This is a genomic window from Streptomyces sp. SudanB25_2051 (assembly GCF_964272635.1).
In the GTDB taxonomy this organism is placed as follows: Bacteria; Actinomycetota; Actinomycetes; order Streptomycetales; family Streptomycetaceae; genus Streptomyces.
Window position 1 is genome coordinate 6309118 of the sequence record NZ_OZ186787.1, and the last position, 17648, is coordinate 6326765.

Consider the following 17648-nt stretch of genomic DNA (forward strand, 5'->3'; position numbering starts at 1 on the left):
TGGTCCGCGGTCGTGCCGGAAGCCGTGGGGCCGGCCGGTGCCCGCCTGGTCCGCGGTCGTGCTCCAAGGCACCGGCGGTGGTGGGTACGTGAGGGGCAGGGGCGGGCGCCGCGCGTGGGCGGCCGCGCCCCGGACGCCGAGGCGACCCGGTGGCCCCGGCGGCGGCCCACCCGCCGCCGGGGGACCGGCGTCAGTAGTCGGCCGTCAGCGACAGGTCGATCTCGTCCTCGCTCATCGCGGAGATCAGCTCGACGAGCCGGCGCTCCACCTCGGCGGCCAGCCGCTCGACCGTCGGGTGCTCGAACAGGTCGCGCACCTGCACCGGGCAGTCGAACGCGGCCCGCAGCCGGGACGCCACGGCGACCGCGCGCAGCGAGTGGCCGCCCAGCGCGAAGAAGTCGTCCTCCACGCCGACCTGCGGAAGGCCCAGCACCTCGGCCCACACCTGCGCGGTCACCACCTCGGTCGGGGTGCGCGGGGCGACCGACCCGGCCGTCGCGGGCGGCTCGGGGTCGGGCAGGGCGGCCGTGTCGCACTTGCCCTGCACCGTGCGGGGCAGCGCGTCCAGCGCGACGAACGCGGCCGGCACCATGTAGCCGGGCAGCCGGTCCCGGCACCACGCGGCGAGCTCCGCCGTGTCCAGGTCCCGCCCGGCGGCGTACCCGACGAGCGCCCGGTCGCCGCGCAGTTCGCGGACGATCACCGCGGCGGCGTGCACGCCGGGGTGCGCCTCCAGGACGGCCTCGACCTCGCCCAGTTCGATGCGGAACCCGCGGATCTTCACCTGGTGGTCGGTGCGGCCGAGGAAGTCCAGCTCCCCGTCGGGCAGACGCCGCACGATGTCGCCCGTCCGGTACAGCCGGCCGCCCGTCCCGCCGAACGGGTCCGGTACGAACCGCTCCGCGGTGAGCGCCGCCTGCCCCAGGTAGCCGCGGGCCAGTTCCGGCCCGCCGACGAGCAGCTCGCCGGGTACGCCGACCGGTGCGAGCCCGCCGTGCGCGTCCACCACATACAGGCGGCGCGCCCCCCAGGCCGTGCCGATCGGGACCCGTCCCTCGACGGGCCCGGTCACCAGCCGCGACGTGGCGGAGATGACCGTCTCGGTGGGCCCGTACGTGTTCTGGATCGGCACGTGCGGCAGACGCGCGAACCACCGGGCGAGCGGCGCGGACGGCAGGGTCTCACCGCCCGTCACGACCAGCCGCAGCCCCTTCAGGGCGTCGCCGACGGTGTCGAGCCGGGCGGCGATCTCCTCCCAGTAGGACGGCGTCACCTCCATGACGGTGACCCCCTCCGCGCGGACCCGCTCGGCCAGTTCCTCCACGGTCCACACCTCGTCCGGGCGGATCACCACCGCGGCCCCGGCGCCGAGCGCGGGCAGGACCTGCTCCAGCGACGCGTCGAAGGAGAACGACGCGAAGTTCATCACCCGGTCGTCGGCGGTGATCCCGAAGCGCTGCCGCGCGGTGAGCGCGTGCGCCGCCAGGGCGTGGTGCTCCACGCCGACCGCCTTGGGCCGGCCCGTGGACCCGGAGGTGAAGATGACGCACGCCAGCTCGCGCGGCGTCGGCGTGTGCCGGGGGCCGTCCGGGTCGGGGCCGACCGTGCCGACGTCGAGGACCGGCGCGCCCAGTCCCGCGGCGAGCGGCGCCGTCGCCCGGTCGGTGACGACGTGCCGCACCCCGGCGCGCTCCACCATGTACCGCAGCCGCTCCTCGGGCAGGCGCGGGTCCAGCGGCACGTACACGCCGCCCGCCCGCCAGATCGCGGCCATCGCGACGACGGACCACAGCCCCCGCCCCAGGCACACCCCGACCGCCGTCTCCGGGCCCGCGCCCGCGCCGGCGAGCTCCCGCGCCAGCCCGCCGGCCAGCCCGTCCAGCTCCCCGTACGTCAGCCGCGCGTCCTCGCAGACCAGGGCGACCGCCCCGGGCTCGCCCGCCACGGCGTACGGCGGCACCTGCGCCACCGCCGGGGCTGCGGCGTCCACCGGGCCGACCAGCTCCGCGTACTCGGCCTCCGGCAGCATCTCCAGCCGCCCCACGGGCACGCCGGGCCCGGCCAGCACCGACTCCAGGACCCGCGCCACATGCCCGGCGAACCGGGTGACCGTGGCCGCGTCGAACAGGTCCGTCGCGTACTCGACGTTGAGCGCGAACCGGTCGGGGTACAGCAGGAACGTCGCCGTCAGGTCGAACTTCGCCGACCGCCACGGCAGCGCGAAGGGCGCCACGTCCAGGCCCTGGGCGCGCGGCCCGCCGACGGGGCTCTCCTGCACGTCGAACATCACCTGGAACAGCGGGTTCCGGGACGCGTCACGCTCCGGCCGCAGCCGCTCCACCAGCTTCTCGAACGGCACGTCCTGGTGGTCGAACGCGCCCAGCACGCTCTCCCGGACCCGGCCGAGGAACGCCTCGAACGTCGGCTCGCCCGACAGGTCGCCGCGCAGCACCACGGTGTTCACGAACAGCCCCACCAGCCGCTCCAGCTCCAGCTGCCCGCGCCCCGCGACCGGTGTGCCCACCGCCACGTCCGACTGCCCCGACCAGCGGGCCAGCACGATCTGCACGACCGCCAGCAGCACCATGAACCGGGTCGCCCCGTGCCGGCGGGCCAGCTCGTCCAGCCCCTCGGCGAGCGACGGCGGCAGGTCCACCTCGATGGCCGCGCCCCGTCCCGACCACACGGCGGGACGCGGCCGGTCCGTCGGCAGCTCCAGCGGCGCGAGGCCGGCCAGCGCGGACTCCCAGTAGTCCAGCGGCCCGTCGAGCGCGCCGTCCTCCGCCGCGCGCCGCTGCCAGACCGCGAAGTCGCCGTACTGCACCGGGAGTTCCGGGAGCTCGGCCCGCCCGTCGGCCAGCCGGGCGGTGTAGCAGGCGGTCAACTCGCTTACCAGCACGTCCTTGGACCAGCCGTCCGTCGCCGCGTGGTGGAACGCGATCACCGCCACATGGTCGTCCGGGGCCAGCTCCCACACGCCCGCCCGCAGCAGCGGAGGGGCCGCCAGGTCGAACCGTCGCGTCGCGAACGCCGCCGCCCGCTCCCGTACCGCGTCCAGCGTCGCGCCGTCCGCGCCGGCGCCGCCGCCGTCCGCGACCGTGTGCCACTCCAGCGGCGCCGGCACCGGGCCGCGCACCCGCTGCGCCGGCCGCCCGTCCACCTCGAGCAGCGCGGTCCGCAGCACCTCGTGCCGGGCCACCACGTCGTCCAGGGCGCCCTGCCAGGCCGTACGGTCGAGCCCGCCCCGCACCCGCCACGCGTACCAGAGCACGTACTCGTCGCCCCGGTCCGACATCCGGTCCAGGAACCACATGCGCTCCTGGGCGAACGACATCGGCAGCGGACCCGACCGGTCCACCGGCACCACCCCGCCGCCGCCCGCCGCCCGCCGGGCCGCGCCGACCAGCGGGCCGAACTCGCGGATGCGCGGGTTCTCGAACAGGGTGCGCAGCTCCACCTCGCGGCCCAGCCGCTCGGCGATCCGGGACACGGCCATCGTCGCGAGCAGCGAGTGCCCGCCCAGCTCGAAGAACCCGTCGTCGATGCCGACGCGCTCCACGCCCAGGACCTCCGCCCAGATCTCCGCGACGACCCGCTCCGTCGCGTCGCGGGGCGCCGCGTACGCCGGGCCGCCCGCCGCGCGGTCGTCCGCCCCCAGGGCCGGCAGGGCCGAACGGTCCAGCTTTCCGGCGGCGTTCACCGGCAGGGCGTCCAGCACCGCGAACTCCGACGGCACCGCGTAGTGCGGCAGCCGCGCCGCGCACCACGCCCGCAGCACGCCGGGCTCCACCCCGGGCGCCACGCCGGCCCCGCCCGTCCCGGCCGCCTCGCCCGGCCCCGCGACGGCGCCCGGCCCCGCGACGGCGCCCGGCCCCGCGGCGGCCCCCGGCTCCACCGCGCCGGACTCCACCGCACCCGGCTCCGCCGTCCCGGCCGGGCCCGCCACCACGTATCCCGCCAGGCTCAGCGACCCGCTCGCGTCGGGCCGGGCCGCGACGGCCGCCGCCGCCACACCGGGACACTCGCGCAGCACGGCCTCCACCTCGCCGAGCTCCACCCGGAAGCCCCGCACCTTCACCTGGTCGTCCACGCGCCCCACGAACTCCAGCCGCCCGTCCGGCCGCCGCCGCACCAGGTCCCCGGTCCGGTAGAGCCGCCCGCCCGTCCCGCCGAACGGGTCCGGTACGAACCGCTCCGCCGTGAGCCCCGGCCGCCCCAGATAGCCACGCGCCAGCTCCGGGCCGCCGATCAGCAGCTCGCCGGTCTCCCCGGCGGCCACCGCCTCGCCGCGCTCGTCCACCACATACGCCCGGCGCGCGCCCAGCGGCCCGCCGATCGGCACCGTGCCCCGCGGGTCGTCCGCGCCGGGCAGCACGTCGTACGTGGTGGCCGTGACGGTCGTCTCCGTCGGCCCGTACGCGTTGCACACCCGCACATGCGGCACCCGCGCCCGCCACGCGGCGAGCGGTTCCGGTCGCACGGCCTCGCCGCCCAGGATCAGCAGCCGCAGCGACGCCAGGGCCGCACCCGCGTCGTCGCCGAGCGAACGCACCAGCTCGGTCCAGTACGTGGGCGGCAGGTTCACCACGGTCAGCGCGCGGCGGCGGACCTCCTCGACGAGCCGCGCCGGATGCCACTGCTCGTCCGGGCGGACCACCACCGTCGCGCCCCGCGACAGTGCGGGCAGCAGCTGGTCGAGCGAGGCGTCGAACGAGAAGGACGAGAAGGCCAGCACCCGGTCGTCACGGGTGATCCCGAACGCCTCGCGGGCGGCGGCCACATGGGCGGACAGCGCCCGGTGCTCCACCCCGACGGCCTTGGGGCGGCCCGTGGAACCCGAGGTGAAGACGACATACGCCAGCTCCCGCGGGTCCGGCACGTGACGCGGCGCGCCCGGCTCAGGCCGCACGGACTCCAGGGGCCGTACCGGCACGTCCAGCGCCGCCGCCGCCTGCGCCGTCGAGGCGTCGGCCACCACGCACCGCACCCCGGCCTCGGCCACCATGAACCGCAGCCGCTCCCCGGGCAGCGCCGGGTCGAGCGGTACGTACACCCCGCCGGCCCGCCACACGCCGGCCATCGCGGCGACCGCGCCCGCGCCGCGCCGCACCAGCACGCCCACCGGGTCGCCGGGCCGCAGCCCGTCCGCGGCGAGCGCGGCGGCCACCCCGCCGGTCAGCGCGTCCAGCCCGCCGTACGTGAGGGACTCGTCCCCGCACACGAGCGCCACCGCGTCGGCGTCACCCGCCACCGCGAACGGCACGGCCCCGGCCGGGGCGCCATCCTCGGACACGGCACCGTCCCGGCCGTCCTCCACCGGCGCGGCACCCTCCCGGCCGTCCACCGGCGCGGCACCCTCCCGGCCGTCCACCGGCACGGCACGGGCCTCGGCGTCCTCGGCCGGCGCGGCGCCGCCCCGCTCCGCCCGCGCGGTGGCCGCCGCCGGCCGCGCACCCGTCAGGGGCGCCAGGCCGGCCGCGGTCTCGCTCAGCGGCGCGTCCGGCGCGTCCACCACCGCGCCCAGCAGCGCCGTGTACCCGTCGCGGAAGCGGTGCATCGTCGCCTCGTCGAACAGCGCCGTGGAGTACTGGAGCCGCGCGGCAACTGTCCCGTCGGGGCGGGCCCCCAGGTCCAGGAACACGTCCAGCGGGGTGCCGCGCAGCGGCGGCGGGACCAGCTCCACGTCCAGCCCGTGCAGCTCCGGCGGCCGCTGGGTGTTGAGCAGCGTGAACGACGCCTGCGCCAGCGGGTGGCGCGACAGGTCGCGCGCCCCGCCCACCGCCTGCACCACCCGGTCGAACGGCGCCTCGGCGTGCGAGAAGTCCCGCAGCGCGCCCGCCCGCACCCGGCCCAGCAGCTCCGCGAACGGCGGGTCGCCCGCCAGGTCGGTGCGCAGCACGATCGTGTTGACGAACGGCCCGATCACATCCGCCGCGCGCGGGTCGCCCCGGTCGGCGAGGGTCGTGCACACGGCGATGTCCGTCCGGCCCGAGTACCGCGCCAGCAGCGCCTGGTAGGCGGCGAGCATCACCATGTACCGGGTCGCCCGGTGGGAGCGGGCCAGCCGGTCCACGCCGGCCACGAGCCCGGCCGGCAGGTCGAAGCGGACCACGTCGCCGGAGCCGTCCCAGAAGCGGGGGCGGGGCCGGTCGGTGGGCAGCTCCAGCGGCGCGGCGCCGGCCAGCCGGTCGCGCCAGTAGCCGAGCAGCCGCTCCATGCGCGGCCCGCTCAGCCGCTCGTGCTGCAGGCGCGCGAAGTCGGCGTACTGGAGCGGCGGGGGAGCGACCTCCTCGCCCCGGTACCCGGCCGCCAGCTCCCGCAGCAGCACGTCCCACGACCAGCCGTCCACGGCGATGTGGTGGACCACGACCAGCAGCAGGTGCTCGTCGGGGCCGGTCCGGGCGAGGACCGCCCGCAGCGGCGGTTCCTGCGCCAGGTCCAGCGGACGGGACAGCTCCCGTGCGAACAGCTCGTCCGCGTCGGCCGCCGCCACCCGGCGCACGGTGAACGCGCCGGGCGGGTCGACCCGCGGGACGGGCTCCCCGCCCACGGTGACGAACCGGGTCCGCAGCACCTCGTGGCGGGCCACGACACCCGCCAGCGCCCGCTCCAGGGCGGGGACGTCGAGAGCGCCGCGGAAGCGGAGCGCCAGCGGGAGCAGGGAGTCGGCGGAACCTCGGCTGAGCTGGTCGAGGAACCACAGCCTCCGCTGCGCGGACGATACGGTGCGAACAGCTGCGCCAACCTTCACTGCGGGCCTCCCAAGCGGTGGATTTCCTCCACCCTCGCGGCTGCGGCGCGCGCCCAGTAGGGAAGAAGACGCAGCCGCACGCGCAGAGGCCCGCACCCGCGGCGGCCGCCCGGAAGCGCCGACGGCGGCGCGCCCCGCCGAAACCGGCCGGGCGCGCCGCCGTTCAGCGGCCCGCGCGGACGTGACTCGGCCGCCGTCAGCCCGCCGCCACGTCCCGGGGGACCGCCGCCATGTCCTGGTCGTTCCGCCGCCGGGCCATCGTCAGACCGCCCCCCGGTTCCCGCCGGCCGGCGCGGAGTCCTCGGCGACCGCCACGAACCGCAGCTCGGAGGTGTACGCGGCGCCCTGGTCGTCGACCAGCCACGCCTGTTCGGGCGTCGGCAGCATCTCCGTGACGACGACCCGCCCGTCGGGCTCCTTGCGGACCATGCGGCGCACGGCCTTCGCGAGGATGTTGACGTACACGGGGCTGTCGAAGTCCACGTAGAAGGGCCGCGGTTCGGTCGGCAGCACCACGAACACATACCGGGGCAGCCCGTGCCGCGCGCGCCACCGCCGGGCCCGTACGAACCGGCGCGCCTCGTCCTTCTCGTCGGCGAAGTCCAGGTCGGGTCCCGGCAGCCGCCAGGTCTCCCGCGCCACGACCAGCCGGTCCACCGTGACGCGCGGGCTGTGGCCGTCCTCCGGCAGGATCTGGAACAGGTCCATCGCCAGCGTGGTCAGCACATGCGCGAACACGTCCACGGCCGGGAACCGGGCGCCGTCCGGCAGCACGACCACGAGCTCGCCGTCCTGCTCGGTCACCGTCACATCGGCGCTGAGCACCGTACGGGGACGGCCGGCGCCGCTCGTCACGTCGACCAGCGCCACGTGGTAGTCCTCCGGCCGGACCAGGGCGTGCCGGGTGCGGACCGAGAGCCGCGACCGGTGCTCCTTCGGCAGCAGCGGCATCAGGCGCGGCCGGGGGTGGTCGCGGTGGGTGAGCCGCACCAGCTCGCCGGGGTCGGGGTGCTGGTGCACGAACAGCGAGGCGCCCAGCGTGTTGGCGGCGAGGTGCAGTTCGCCGAGCACCAGCTCGAAGTCGCCCCGCTCGACGGCCTCGGCGCCGGCCGCGGCGACCATGACGTCCGGGCTGGCGTACCGCGCCGCCGTCCACCCCGCCCCGGCGGGGGCGCCCCCGCCCGGGCCGAAGTGCTCGGCGACCGGCCCCGCGACGTCCGCGAGGGCTCTGTGCACCCGGCGCGCCCCGTCGGGCACGGCCAGGACGGCCGCCCACCGCTCGCGGAACTCCCGCTGGAGCGCGTCCGCCCGCGCCCTGGCGGAGCCGTGCAGCACCGGCATGCACGCGAACCAGAACGACGCCAGGTCCACCGGCCCCTGAGCGGCCAGCCGTTCGTACACCCCGCGCGCCTCGGCCATCACCGCCTCGGCGAGGCGCGCGGTGAGCCACGCCGAACTGGCCAGCAGCGGTTCCAGCGGCGCCAGCGCCTCGTACACGGCGCGGCCCGCCCGGACGGTGGCCGCGCGGCGGCAGTCGGCGTACACGACGGCCCGGCACGGCGCCGTGCCGGCGGACTTCTCCCGTACCGCCGCCGTGTCCGTGAGGGCCGCGAACTCGCCCTCCAAAGCGGTCAGCGCCGCCACCACGGCGTCGGCGCCCTTGGCCGTCCGCACCCGGTCCCGGCCGCGCTCCAGCGCGTCCAGCGCCGCCGTCCAGCGTGCGCGCGCCTCCGGGTCGCCGACCCGCTCCAGCCAGCCCCGCAGCGCCCGTTCGGGATGCGCCCCGGCCGGCACCTCCAGCTTCCACACGATCCAGCGGCGCCTCACCAGGTCCGCGAGGACGGCCGGCACGTCCACACCGGGCAGCGCGGCGCGGATGTCCCGCACGGGCCGCACCCCGTCGCACAGCGCCAGTACCGCCGCCTCGTCCGCGCCGACGGTCCGCGCCGGGCGGCCGGGCACGGTCACCTCCGTGCCCGCGATCCGCACGAACGGCACCCGGCGGGGCGCCACCCACTCCCGCAGCGCCGGGTCGGCGTCGATCCGCGCGGCGAGGGCGTCGATCGCCCACCCGGCGAAGTACACCTCCGTCGCGGCGATCAGCCCCTCACCCGGATCGACCTCCACCCCCGGCCCGTCCGGCTCCCAGCGGCCCCAGCCGACGGGCCCGAAGAAGCCGATCGTGTCGTTCTTGACGCAGAACCGCTGCCAGTAGTGGGCGACGAGCTCCTCCCGCTGCCTCGGCATGCTGGTCCGCCCGGCCGCGGTCGGCGTCCACGCCAGGAACGGCGCGATCCCGGAGGTGAGCACCGGCCGGTTCTGCCACGCCACGGCCTCCCGGAACGCCGGTGTCCGCGCGATGTCCTGGAGGCGGTGCGCGCTCTCCACGGCGGCCTGTGCGAACCGCTCCGTGAAGTCGGCCCACTCCGGGTCGCCGGGGCCGGTGCCCGCCGTGTCGTCCTGCGCGAACTTGTCGGCCGCCTCCGCGAGCCCCGACGGGGCCAGCCGCAGCACCCCCCCGGCGGGGAAGCCCGGCCCCCGCAGGGCGAACTGCTCCCACAGCCGCCACCGGCCGCCGGGCAGCCACACCCCGTCACGCTCCTCCACGGCGCTCACCCCTCGACCAGGTCGCTGTGGACGACGTCGGCGAGGTCCGCCGGCGTCGGGTAGGCGAAGACCAGCGCCACGGGCACGTCCACGCCCAGGGCGTCCTGGAGGCGCGCGGTCACCTGGAAGGCGGTGAGCGAGTCGCCGCCGTTCTCGTAGAAGTCGCTCTGCTCGTCCAGGCCGGGCGCGCCGAGGGCGTCGCGGTAGACGTCGACGAGCAGTTCGGTGAGGGCCTCCACGCCCGGGGTGGCGGCGGGGGCGGTCAGGGTGGTGGTGGTCGTCTCGCTCATCGGGTCTCCTCCAGTTCGGGTCGCGCGCCGGTCGGCGCGGTCCGCCGGGCGTGGCCGCCCGGCTCGATGGGTTCGGTCGGATACGTCAGGTCGTCCGGGGTCGCACGGCCGGCCGGGCCGACGCGGCCGGGCTCCGTACGTCGGGTCAGGTCCGTGCGTCCGGTCAGGTCCGTGCGTCCGGTCACGTCCGTACGGGCGGTCAGCGCCGCCAGGGTGTTGCCGCCGGACACCACGGCGACGGCCCGCTCGCGCAGCCGTCCCGCGCGCAGCGCCCCCGCGAGGGCCACGGCGCCGCTGGGCTCCGCCTCGACGCCCAGGCGGCGCAACCGGTCGGTGGCGGTGAGGATCTCGGCGTCGGACACGGCCACCAGGTCGTCCACCCGGTCCCGCACCACCGCGAACGGCACCTCGCCCGGCGCCTGCGCCCGCAGCCCGTCGGCCACCGTGTCGCAGGGCGGCAGCCGCAGCGGCCGGCCCGCCTCCAGGGAGCGCGCGTACCGCGGTGTCCCCTCGGGTTCCACGCCCACGATCCGCACCGGGTGGTCGCGGGCGGCCAGGCACACCCCGGCCAGCAGCCCGCCGCCGCCCACCGGCACGTACAGCGTCCGCACGTCCGGCACGTCGGCGAGGATCTCGCGGGCCACCGTGCCCTGCCCGGCCACGACCAGCTCGTGGTCCGACGACGGCACGAGCACCGCGCCGGTCTCCTCGGCCAGCTGCCGCGCCCGCTCCTCCCGTTCGGCGACGCCGCCCCGCACGCTCACCGTCCGCCCGCCCAGGGCGCGGATGCGGTCCGCCTTGGCCGGGCTCGTCCCGGCCGCCAGCACCACCGTCACCCGCACGCCCATCGGAGCGGCCAGCCGGGCCAGGGCGATCCCGTGGTTGCCGGACGAGCCGGTCACGAGGGCGCGGGCGCCCAGCGCCAGCACCGCGTTCGCCGCGCCGCGCAGCTTGAACGACCCGCTGTGCTGGAGGTGTTCCGCCTTCAGCAGCAGCCCCCAGCCGCCGCGCCGCCGCCCCCGCGCCGGGAGCCCCGGCAGCAGCGGCGTGCGCCGCGTGTACCGGGCGACGCGCTCGGCCGCGCGCTCCACGTCGGCGGGGGTCAGCCCGCCCCGGTACGCGGTCACGACGCGGCCGCCGCGTCCGCGAGGGCCCGCCGGTCCGCCTTGCCGCTGCGCGTCGTCGGCAGCTCCGCGAGCCGGACGAACCTGCGCGGCATCAGATGCGGCGGCAGCGTCGCCGCCAGGTGCGCCCGCAGCGCCCCGTCGCCCGTGCCGTCCAGGTCACCGGTCACGTGCGCGACGAGGAACACCCGCCCCTGCCCGTCCTCGGCGGCCGTGACGACCGCCCCCGTGACGCCGGGGTGGGCCAGCAGCGCCCCCTCCACCTCGGCGGGGTCCACCCGGTAGCCGCGGATCTTCACCTGCCGGTCCCGGCGCCCCAGCAGGTGCAGCCCGCCGGGGCCGCTCCTGGCCAGGTCGCCGGTCCGGTACAGCCGCGCCCCCGGCGGACCCGCCGGGTCCGGCACGAAGCACTCCGCCGTACGGGCGGGAAGGCCCCGGTAACCGCGGGCGACGCCGATCCCGCCGACGCACACCTCGCCCACCGCGCCCTCCGGCACGGGCCGCAGCTCCTCGTCGAGCAGCCGCACGACCACCCCGTCGATGGGCGTCCCGACGACGTCCGCGTCCGTCACCGGATCGGCCGGCACGTCGTACCGGGTCGACGTCATCGTGCACTCCGTCGGCCCGTACTGGTTGACGAGCCGGTCCTCGACCACCGCCCGGCCGCCCGCCCGAAGGAACGGGCGCAGCGACTCCCCGCTGCTCACCACCAGCCGTACGCCCTCCAGCAGCCCCGCCCCGTCCGGCCGGCCCGCCAGGAACGCCAGGAACGACGGCACCACGCTCAGCAGCGCGTTCACCCCGTGCTCCCGCACGACCGCGCCGAACTCCTCCGGGCGCAGCACCGCCGACCGGGGCACCACCACCAGCCGCCCGCCCGCGAGGAGCGGCGCGAACGTGTCCCGTACGGACGCGTCGTAGCCGAGCGGCGCCACCTGGAGCGCCACCGTGTCCGGGCCGAGCCCGAAGTCCGCCGCCACGAACCGCAGGTACGAGTCGAGAGACCGGTGCTCCACCAGCACGGGGCTCGGCTCGCCGGTCGAGCCTGAGGTGTGACTGACGTACGCCAGCGCCCGCCCGTGCGGAGGCCCCGCCGGCAGGGCGCCGCGCCCGTCCCCGGGCTCCGGCCGGTCCAGAAGCACGGGCCGCCCCGGGACCGGCAGCTGGAGCCGCCCGGCGAGCGCCTCCGTCGTCACCAGCAGGTCCGCGCCGCCGCTGCGCACCAGCGCGGCCAGCCGGGCCGGCGGCTGCTCCACGTCCAGCGTGAGGAACGCCGCACCGCACCGCACGGCCGCGGCCACGGCGATCATCGCGTCGACCCCGCGGGCCACGGCGACCGCGCACACCGTCTCGGCGCGCGCCCCCCGCGCGGCCAGCGTCCGAGCCAGCGCGTCGATCCGGGCGGTCAGCTCGGCGTACGTCAGCTCCCCGCCGGGCGTGCTCACCGCCACCCGGCCCGGCTCCCGCGCGGCATGCGCGGCGATCTCGTCCACGAACGTCCGCATCACGCGCCCCCCTCGCCCGGGCCGGCCACCGTCTGGTCCACCGCCACGAACCGCAGCTCCGAGGTGTACGCGCGCCCCTCGTCGTCCGTCAGCCACGCCTGCTCCGGCGTCGGCAGCATCTCGCTCACCACCAGCCGCGCCCCCGCGTCCTGGCGGGCCAGCCTGCGCGCCGCCTTCGCGAAGATGTTCACGTACACGGGGCTGTCGAAGTCCACGTAGAACGGCCGCGGCTCGGCCGGCGACACGACGAACACGAACCGGGGCAGCTCCCGGTCCCGCGCCCACGCCCTGGCCCGTACGAACCGCCTCGCCTCCGACTTCTCGTCGCTGAAGCCCATCTCCGCGACCGGCAGCGTCCACGTCTCACGCGCCACGACCATCCGGTCGACGCTGATGCGCGGGGTGTGGTCGCCCTCGGGCCGCAGCGTGAAGCGGTCCATCACACGCTGCGTCAGCGTGTTGGCGTACACGTCCAGCACGTCGAATACGGCACCGTCCGGCAGCACCGCCACCAGCCGGCCGTCCCGGTCCTCCACCGCCACGTCGGCGGCGAGCACCGTGCGCTGCCGGAACGGGTCACCGGTGTGGTCCACCAGCGCCACGTGGTAGTCCTCGGGCCGCTCCAGCGACGGCCTGCTGCGCGTCGACCACTTCAGCGGCAGCTCCTTCGGCAGCATCGGCAGCAGCCGCGGCCCGGGGAAGTCGCGGGACGTCTCCGCCACCAGCGCCTCCCGGTCGGCGTGCTGGTGGACGAAGAGCGAGGCGCCCATCGTGTTCAGCGCGCAGTGCATCTCGCCCAGCAGCAGCTCGAAGTCGCCCCGCGCCACCGCGTCCGCGTCCTCGGCGAGCACCAGCACGTCCGGGCTGAAGTAGCGGGCCAGCGACCAGCCGTCACCCGGCTCGTCGAACTCCTCCCGCACCCGCTCCGCCAGCTCCGCCGACGACCGCCGCACCCGGCGCGCCCCCTGGGGCACCTCCAGGACGCGCGCCCACTTCGCCCGCAGCTCCGCCTGCACGGCCGCGACGTCCTCCTCCGCCTTCGGATGCGGCGACGGCAGGCACGCCAGCCACAGCGCCGCCAGGTCGACCCGGCCCCCGTCCGCGTCGGCGGCCAGCCGCTCGTACACCGGCCGCAGCCGCCCGCGGATGCGTTCGGCCACCCGGTTCGTCATCCACCGGGCCGCCGTCAGGCACAGCGCCAGCGGGGTCAGCTCCCCGAGCAGCCGTGTGCCGAGGACCGCCGTCGCCGACCGGCGGCAGTCCGAGTAGACGACGCCCCGGCACGGCGCGGTCTTCGCACCCTTCGCCCGCTGGGCCTCCGTGGCGGTGAGCGCCGCGAAGTCCGCCTCCAGCGCGCCGAGCGCCGCCGTCAGCGCCTCGGCGTCCGTCCCGGCCGCCGCCACCGCGTCGCGGCCCCGCTCCAGTACGGCCAGCCGCTCCAGCGCCGGTTCACGGACCGCCGGGTCGCCGATCCGCTCCAGGATCGCCCGCAGCTCACGCTCCGGGTACGTGCCGGACGGCACCTCCAGCCGCCAGTGCACCCAGCGCCCCGCCACCAGCGCCCGTACGGACTCCTCCGCCTCCGCCGCGGACAGGCCGGCCGCGGCGGCGATCTCCGCGACCGTCCGCGTCCCGTCGCACAGGCCCAGCACCGCCAGCTCCGTCGCCGGCACCGGCCGCGGCCGCCGCCCCGGCACGCGCACCGTCCCGTTCTCCATCCGGACGAACGGGACGCGGCGCGGCGGTATCCACGCCCGCAGCGCCGGGTCGGCGTCCAGCGTCCTGGCGAGCGCGTCGATCGCCCAGCTGGAGAAGTACACCCGGGAGTCGGCGAGGAAGCCGCTGCCCGGATCGACGGCGATGTCCTCCCGGCCCAGGTCCCAGCGGCCCCAGCCGACCGGCCCGAAGAAGCCGATGGTGTCGTTCTTCACGCAGAACCGCTGCCAGTAGTGCGCGACCAGCTCCTCCCGCTGCCTCGGCATGCTGGTCCGCCCGGCCGCGGTCGGCGTCCACGCCAGGAACGGCGCCACTCCCGTGCGCAGGACGGCCGGGTTCTGCCAGGCGACCGCCGCCCGGAAGCGCGGGCTCGCCGCGATCTCCTGGAGCAGTCCGGCCGTGCGTACGGCGCCCGCGTCGAACTCCTCGGTGAAGGCCTGCCATTCGGGGCCGGCCGGCGCCTGGTCCGCCGTGAACTTGTCGGCCGTCTCCGCGAGTCCGGGCGGCGCCAGCCGCAGCACACCCTCGGCGGGGAAGCCGGGCCCGCGCAGCGCGAAGTGCTCCCACAGGCGCCACCCCCCGACGGGCAGGTGAACGGTCTCCGGCATGTCCGGCATGGCGGAACTCCTTCCGAGGAGGGCCTGGTTCGTGGTTCCGCAGACACTGCCGGGACCCCGTACACGCCCACCAGGGAAGGAGCCGCACGGCACACCGCCGGTGCTGCTGCGCGTTTGTCCCTGTCGCCCGGCCGCCGCCGGGGCCACGCTGGGCCCGTCTACCGACCCGAGCCATGGAGGACCGAGCGAGATGAGCGACAGCGAGGAGTACCAGGTCGTGCTCAACGACGAGGAGCAGTACTCGATCTGGCGTGCGGACCGCCCGCTGCCGGCCGGCTGGCACGCCGAGGGCACGACCGGCTCGCGTCAGAAGTGCCTGGACCACATCGGCCGCGTCTGGACGGACATGCGCCCCCTGAGCCTGCGCCGCCACCTGGCGTCGGCGGACGCCTGAGCCTGCGCCGCCGCCCTGGGCGCCCTCCTCCGCCGCCGTCGGGCCGGCGGGTGACTGAGCCGGGCGGCCGCCACGCGAGCGGGCCCCCGCCACGGTCGTGCCGTGGCGGGGGCCCGGGTCGTGCCGCGCGTCAGTTCTGGCAGTAGTCCACCCAGCGGTGGGAGGAGATGTTGTCGTTCATCGCCTGCCCGCCGCCGGTCCCGTTGTACGGGAAGCGGTCGTAGCGCATGTCCATCAGGTAGTTGCCGTTGCGCAGGCAGTACGCGGCGCCGCCGTGACCGGCGTCCCAGTAGAGCAGGACGTCGTCGTAGGCGCCGGCGAAGCCGTTGTTGTGCACCGACGAGGCCTGGTTGCGCATGTTCCGGTCGACCCAGTTGGAGCTGTCGCCGTACCAGGTGGCCTGGCGGCCGCCCTTCCACGCGTGCTCCCAGGCGTACAGGTAGCCGTCCGCCGCCGCCGCGTCGGCGACGGCGGGCGCCGCGACGGCGGGGGCCTTGTCCTGGGCGTGGGCGGTCGGCGCCAGGCCCAGCGCGGCCACGGCGAGGGCGGCGGCGGACACCAGCGTGCCTCGGTTCTGCGACATGGGGAAATCTCCTCTGAGGTGTGCGAACGGTGCGGTGGACCCGCGCAGGGCGCGGGGGACTGTGGGCCGGCCCCGTGAGCGGGCCGGCGGACGGTGACGGGCGGCGGGGCCGGTGACGGGCGACGGGCCGGTCAGTCGCGAAGGCCGGCCAGTACGGCCCGTGCCCGGGGCAGCGCGGCGGCGCGGAGCGCGGCCACCCGCTCGACGGCTGCGCGGTGCTCCCGGCGCAGCGACTCGCCGTGGCGGCGGTCCAGGTCCCCCGCGACGGCGGCCAGGCCGCTGCTGTGCGCGCAGCGCGCCTCCGTTACGGCGGTACGGACCTCCCGCGCCGGGTCCGCGCGGCGCTCCCCGCCCAGGAACGCCGCCCTGGTGTCGGCCGGCTTGCCGTACGGCGCCCCGTGCCGCCGCATACAGGCCGCCCAGCGCGGTACGGCCGCCAGGAACGCCGGGTCGGCGGTGACCCGCCGCTGCCGCATCCCGCCGAGGTTGTCGACGAGGGTGAGGGCCGCGAACCAGGTCTGCGCGTCCCCATACAGGTGCCGCCAGGCCGCGACCTGGCAGCCGTCGGCGCTGTGGCCGATGACCGCGCCGCCCGGCAGTTCGGCGCGCAGCCCCGGCCGGCCGGGCGTGCCGTTGAGCGCGGCGACCGCGGCGCGGCGCCGCTCGTCGGGCAGGCCCCGCAGGTAGACCCGGTTGGGGTCCTGGTCGCGCAGCCGCCGCGCCCGCTCCCGGAAGGCGCCGCCGTAGCCGTACCGCTGCGCCCACCGCACGTCGTCGACGACGTAGGGGAAGTCGCGCGCCTCGGGCAGCGGGTTCTCCGGGACGGGCCGGAACTCGAAGCCCGCCGTCGCCATGCAGGAGCGCAGCAGTTCCTGTTCCGCCCGGTGCAGCAGGCTCCGCTCCGGGGCCGTGGCGGTCGTGCGGGGCGCGGGCCCGGCCGGCTGGGTGCCTGCCGGAGGCTGCGCCGCCGGGGCCGGCTGCGGAGGCGGACCACCGGCGCATCCGGTGACGGTGACGGCGGTGGCGAGCAGCAGGGCCGCCCAGACCGGCCCGCCGGGCCTGACGGCGGACCGCCGCCGGCTCGGCGGCCGGCCGGCGGGTGACTCCTTCCCGGCGTCCATGATGACGAGGCTCCTCGCGTCCGAAGCGACCGGGCCGGCGCCTCCCCCGTGGGGCGCCGCACCCGCCGACATCCAGGAGTCTCGGGGAGGCCACGGGCCCGCCGGCAGCCTTTCGAAGACGTTCCGAATGTTCGGCGCCGCCCCTCCCTCGGTTCCCCGCGCAGGGCCGCGGGCCGGGCCGTCACCCGCCGCAGCGCGCGGGGGCGGGCGGGTCCCGGGACGGCCGAGTGTCAGGAGCCGGTCGGCCGGGGGAGGCCGGGAGCCGGGCGACTCCCGGGACGGCCCGCGAGAGCGGAGGGCCCGCGGGAATCGGCCCCGGACCGCGCACAAAAGAGGTCACCCGCGGGGACGTCGTCGTCCCCGCGGGTGACCGTCAACGGGTGGCCTCAGCGGCGCCCGGAGCGCAGCTTGCCGAACAGCTGCCGGGCCTGCTCCCGCTTGCGCGGGTCGGCGGCGGCCCGTCGCGCCGAATCCACCAGCCGCCGCCCCTGCGGGCTGCGGCCGAACTCCTTGAGGCGATTCACCAGACCGGGCATGACCTCTCCTCTCGTACGAATGCCGGGGCGGCGCTCCGCGGCAGGACGCCGGGTGGCACTCCGCGCGCCTCGGCGCCCGCCGGAGCTCCACGGCCCCGTGACAACCGACTGCCCCGCGTGACGGTGTCCATACGTGCCGGATCCGCTCCGGCCTCCCGCGCCACCCTCCTGGAGCAGCGACGTGTACGCCCGGTGCGGCGGGGCACACGGGGTGGCGGAGGCTGATAATCATGGTTCCCCTTCTTCTGGTCCTTCTGCTCATCCTGATCCTCTTCGGCGCGGGCTTCGCCCTCGAAGCGCTGTGGTGGATCGCGGTCATCCTGCTCGTCGTGTGGCTGCTGGGCTTCGTGATGCGGTCGGCGGGCACCGGCGGCCGACGAGGACGCTGGTACCGCTGGTAGACG

The 17648-nt window shown here is 77.1% G+C and carries 11 protein-coding genes; 2 read left to right on the top strand and 9 right to left on the bottom strand.

From position 1 onward, the window contains the following. Positions 1 to 190: 190 nt before the first annotated feature. The 6 genes from ACSUPT_RS27695 to ACSUPT_RS27720 form a co-directional block, all read right to left on the bottom strand. A complete protein-coding gene (locus ACSUPT_RS27695) occupies positions 191 to 6751 on the bottom strand; it encodes an amino acid adenylation domain-containing protein (RefSeq protein ID WP_436946002.1) in 6561 nt (2186 codons plus the stop codon). A 261-nt stretch (positions 6752 to 7012) separates the two neighbouring features. Further along, on the bottom strand, positions 7013 to 9358 hold the full coding sequence (locus tag ACSUPT_RS27700) for a lantibiotic dehydratase (RefSeq protein ID WP_436946003.1): 2346 nt from the start codon (positions 9356 to 9358) through the stop codon (positions 7013 to 7015). Positions 9359 to 9363: 5 nt separating this feature from the next. Then, positions 9364 to 9648, bottom strand: coding sequence for an acyl carrier protein (locus ACSUPT_RS27705; RefSeq protein ID WP_361664973.1), 285 nt, complete (start codon positions 9646 to 9648; stop codon positions 9364 to 9366). Beyond that, positions 9645 to 10775, bottom strand: a complete 1131-nt coding sequence (locus ACSUPT_RS27710) for a threonine ammonia-lyase (protein ID WP_436946004.1) — start codon at positions 10773 to 10775, stop codon at positions 9645 to 9647. The genes ACSUPT_RS27705 and ACSUPT_RS27710 overlap by 4 nt, the downstream gene beginning before the upstream one ends. Next, a complete protein-coding gene (locus ACSUPT_RS27715) occupies positions 10772 to 12277 on the bottom strand; it encodes an amino acid adenylation domain-containing protein (RefSeq protein ID WP_436946005.1) in 1506 nt (501 codons plus the stop codon). Before ACSUPT_RS27715 ends, ACSUPT_RS27710 begins: the two co-directional genes overlap by 4 nt. After that, a complete protein-coding gene (locus ACSUPT_RS27720) occupies positions 12277 to 14601 on the bottom strand; it encodes a lantibiotic dehydratase (RefSeq protein ID WP_436946272.1) in 2325 nt (774 codons plus the stop codon). Before ACSUPT_RS27720 ends, ACSUPT_RS27715 begins: the two co-directional genes overlap by 1 nt. A 199-nt stretch (positions 14602 to 14800) precedes the next feature. Between ACSUPT_RS27720 and ACSUPT_RS27725 the strand changes: the two genes are divergently transcribed. Next, positions 14801 to 15004 (top strand): MbtH family protein, encoded by a 204-nt coding sequence (locus ACSUPT_RS27725; RefSeq protein ID WP_436946006.1) that lies wholly within the window; start codon positions 14801 to 14803, stop codon positions 15002 to 15004. A 130-nt stretch (positions 15005 to 15134) separates the two neighbouring features. Here ACSUPT_RS27725 and ACSUPT_RS27730 read toward each other — a convergent pair whose 3' ends face one another. The 3 genes from ACSUPT_RS27730 to ACSUPT_RS27740 form a co-directional block, all read right to left on the bottom strand. After that, positions 15135 to 15587 carry a peptidase inhibitor family I36 protein gene (locus ACSUPT_RS27730; RefSeq protein WP_403505599.1) on the bottom strand — a complete coding sequence of 151 codons (453 nt, stop codon included), beginning with the start codon at positions 15585 to 15587 and terminating at the stop codon, positions 15135 to 15137. A gap of 131 nt (positions 15588 to 15718) precedes the next feature. Continuing rightward, positions 15719 to 16708: a hypothetical protein gene (locus ACSUPT_RS27735; RefSeq protein ID WP_436946007.1), complete on the bottom strand. Its 990-nt coding sequence runs from the start codon at positions 16706 to 16708 to the stop codon at positions 15719 to 15721. Positions 16709 to 17094: 386 nt separating this feature from the next. Continuing rightward, on the bottom strand, positions 17095 to 17244 hold the full coding sequence (locus ACSUPT_RS27740; protein WP_351964212.1) for a hypothetical protein: 150 nt from the start codon (positions 17242 to 17244) through the stop codon (positions 17095 to 17097). 230 nt (positions 17245 to 17474) lie between these two features. Between ACSUPT_RS27740 and ACSUPT_RS27745 the strand changes: the two genes are divergently transcribed. Beyond that, complete coding sequence (locus ACSUPT_RS27745; RefSeq protein WP_351964213.1) at positions 17475 to 17645, top strand: DUF5670 family protein; 171 nt, start codon at positions 17475 to 17477, stop codon at positions 17643 to 17645. The last annotated feature ends 3 nt before the right edge of the window (positions 17646 to 17648 follow it).

Bases quoted from the DNA above. Each gene is read 5' to 3' on its own strand.
- ACSUPT_RS27705 (WP_361664973.1), bottom strand. From the start codon at position 9,648: ATGAGCGAGACGACCACCACCACCCTGACCGCCCCCGCCGCCACCCCG.
- ACSUPT_RS27715 (WP_436946005.1), bottom strand. From the start codon at position 12,277: ATGCGGACGTTCGTGGACGAGATCGCCGCGCATGCCGCGCGGGAGCCG.
- ACSUPT_RS27720 (WP_436946272.1), bottom strand. From the start codon at position 14,601: ATGCCGGAGACCGTTCACCTGCCCGTCGGGGGGTGGCGCCTGTGGGAG.
- ACSUPT_RS27725 (WP_436946006.1), top strand. From the start codon at position 14,801: ATGAGCGACAGCGAGGAGTACCAGGTCGTGCTCAACGACGAGGAGCAG.
- ACSUPT_RS27730 (WP_403505599.1), bottom strand. From the start codon at position 15,587: ATGTCGCAGAACCGAGGCACGCTGGTGTCCGCCGCCGCCCTCGCCGTG.
- ACSUPT_RS27735 (WP_436946007.1), bottom strand. From the start codon at position 16,708: ATGGACGCCGGGAAGGAGTCACCCGCCGGCCGGCCGCCGAGCCGGCGG.
- ACSUPT_RS27740 (WP_351964212.1), bottom strand. From the start codon at position 17,244: ATGCCCGGTCTGGTGAATCGCCTCAAGGAGTTCGGCCGCAGCCCGCAG.
- ACSUPT_RS27745 (WP_351964213.1), top strand. From the start codon at position 17,475: ATGGTTCCCCTTCTTCTGGTCCTTCTGCTCATCCTGATCCTCTTCGGC.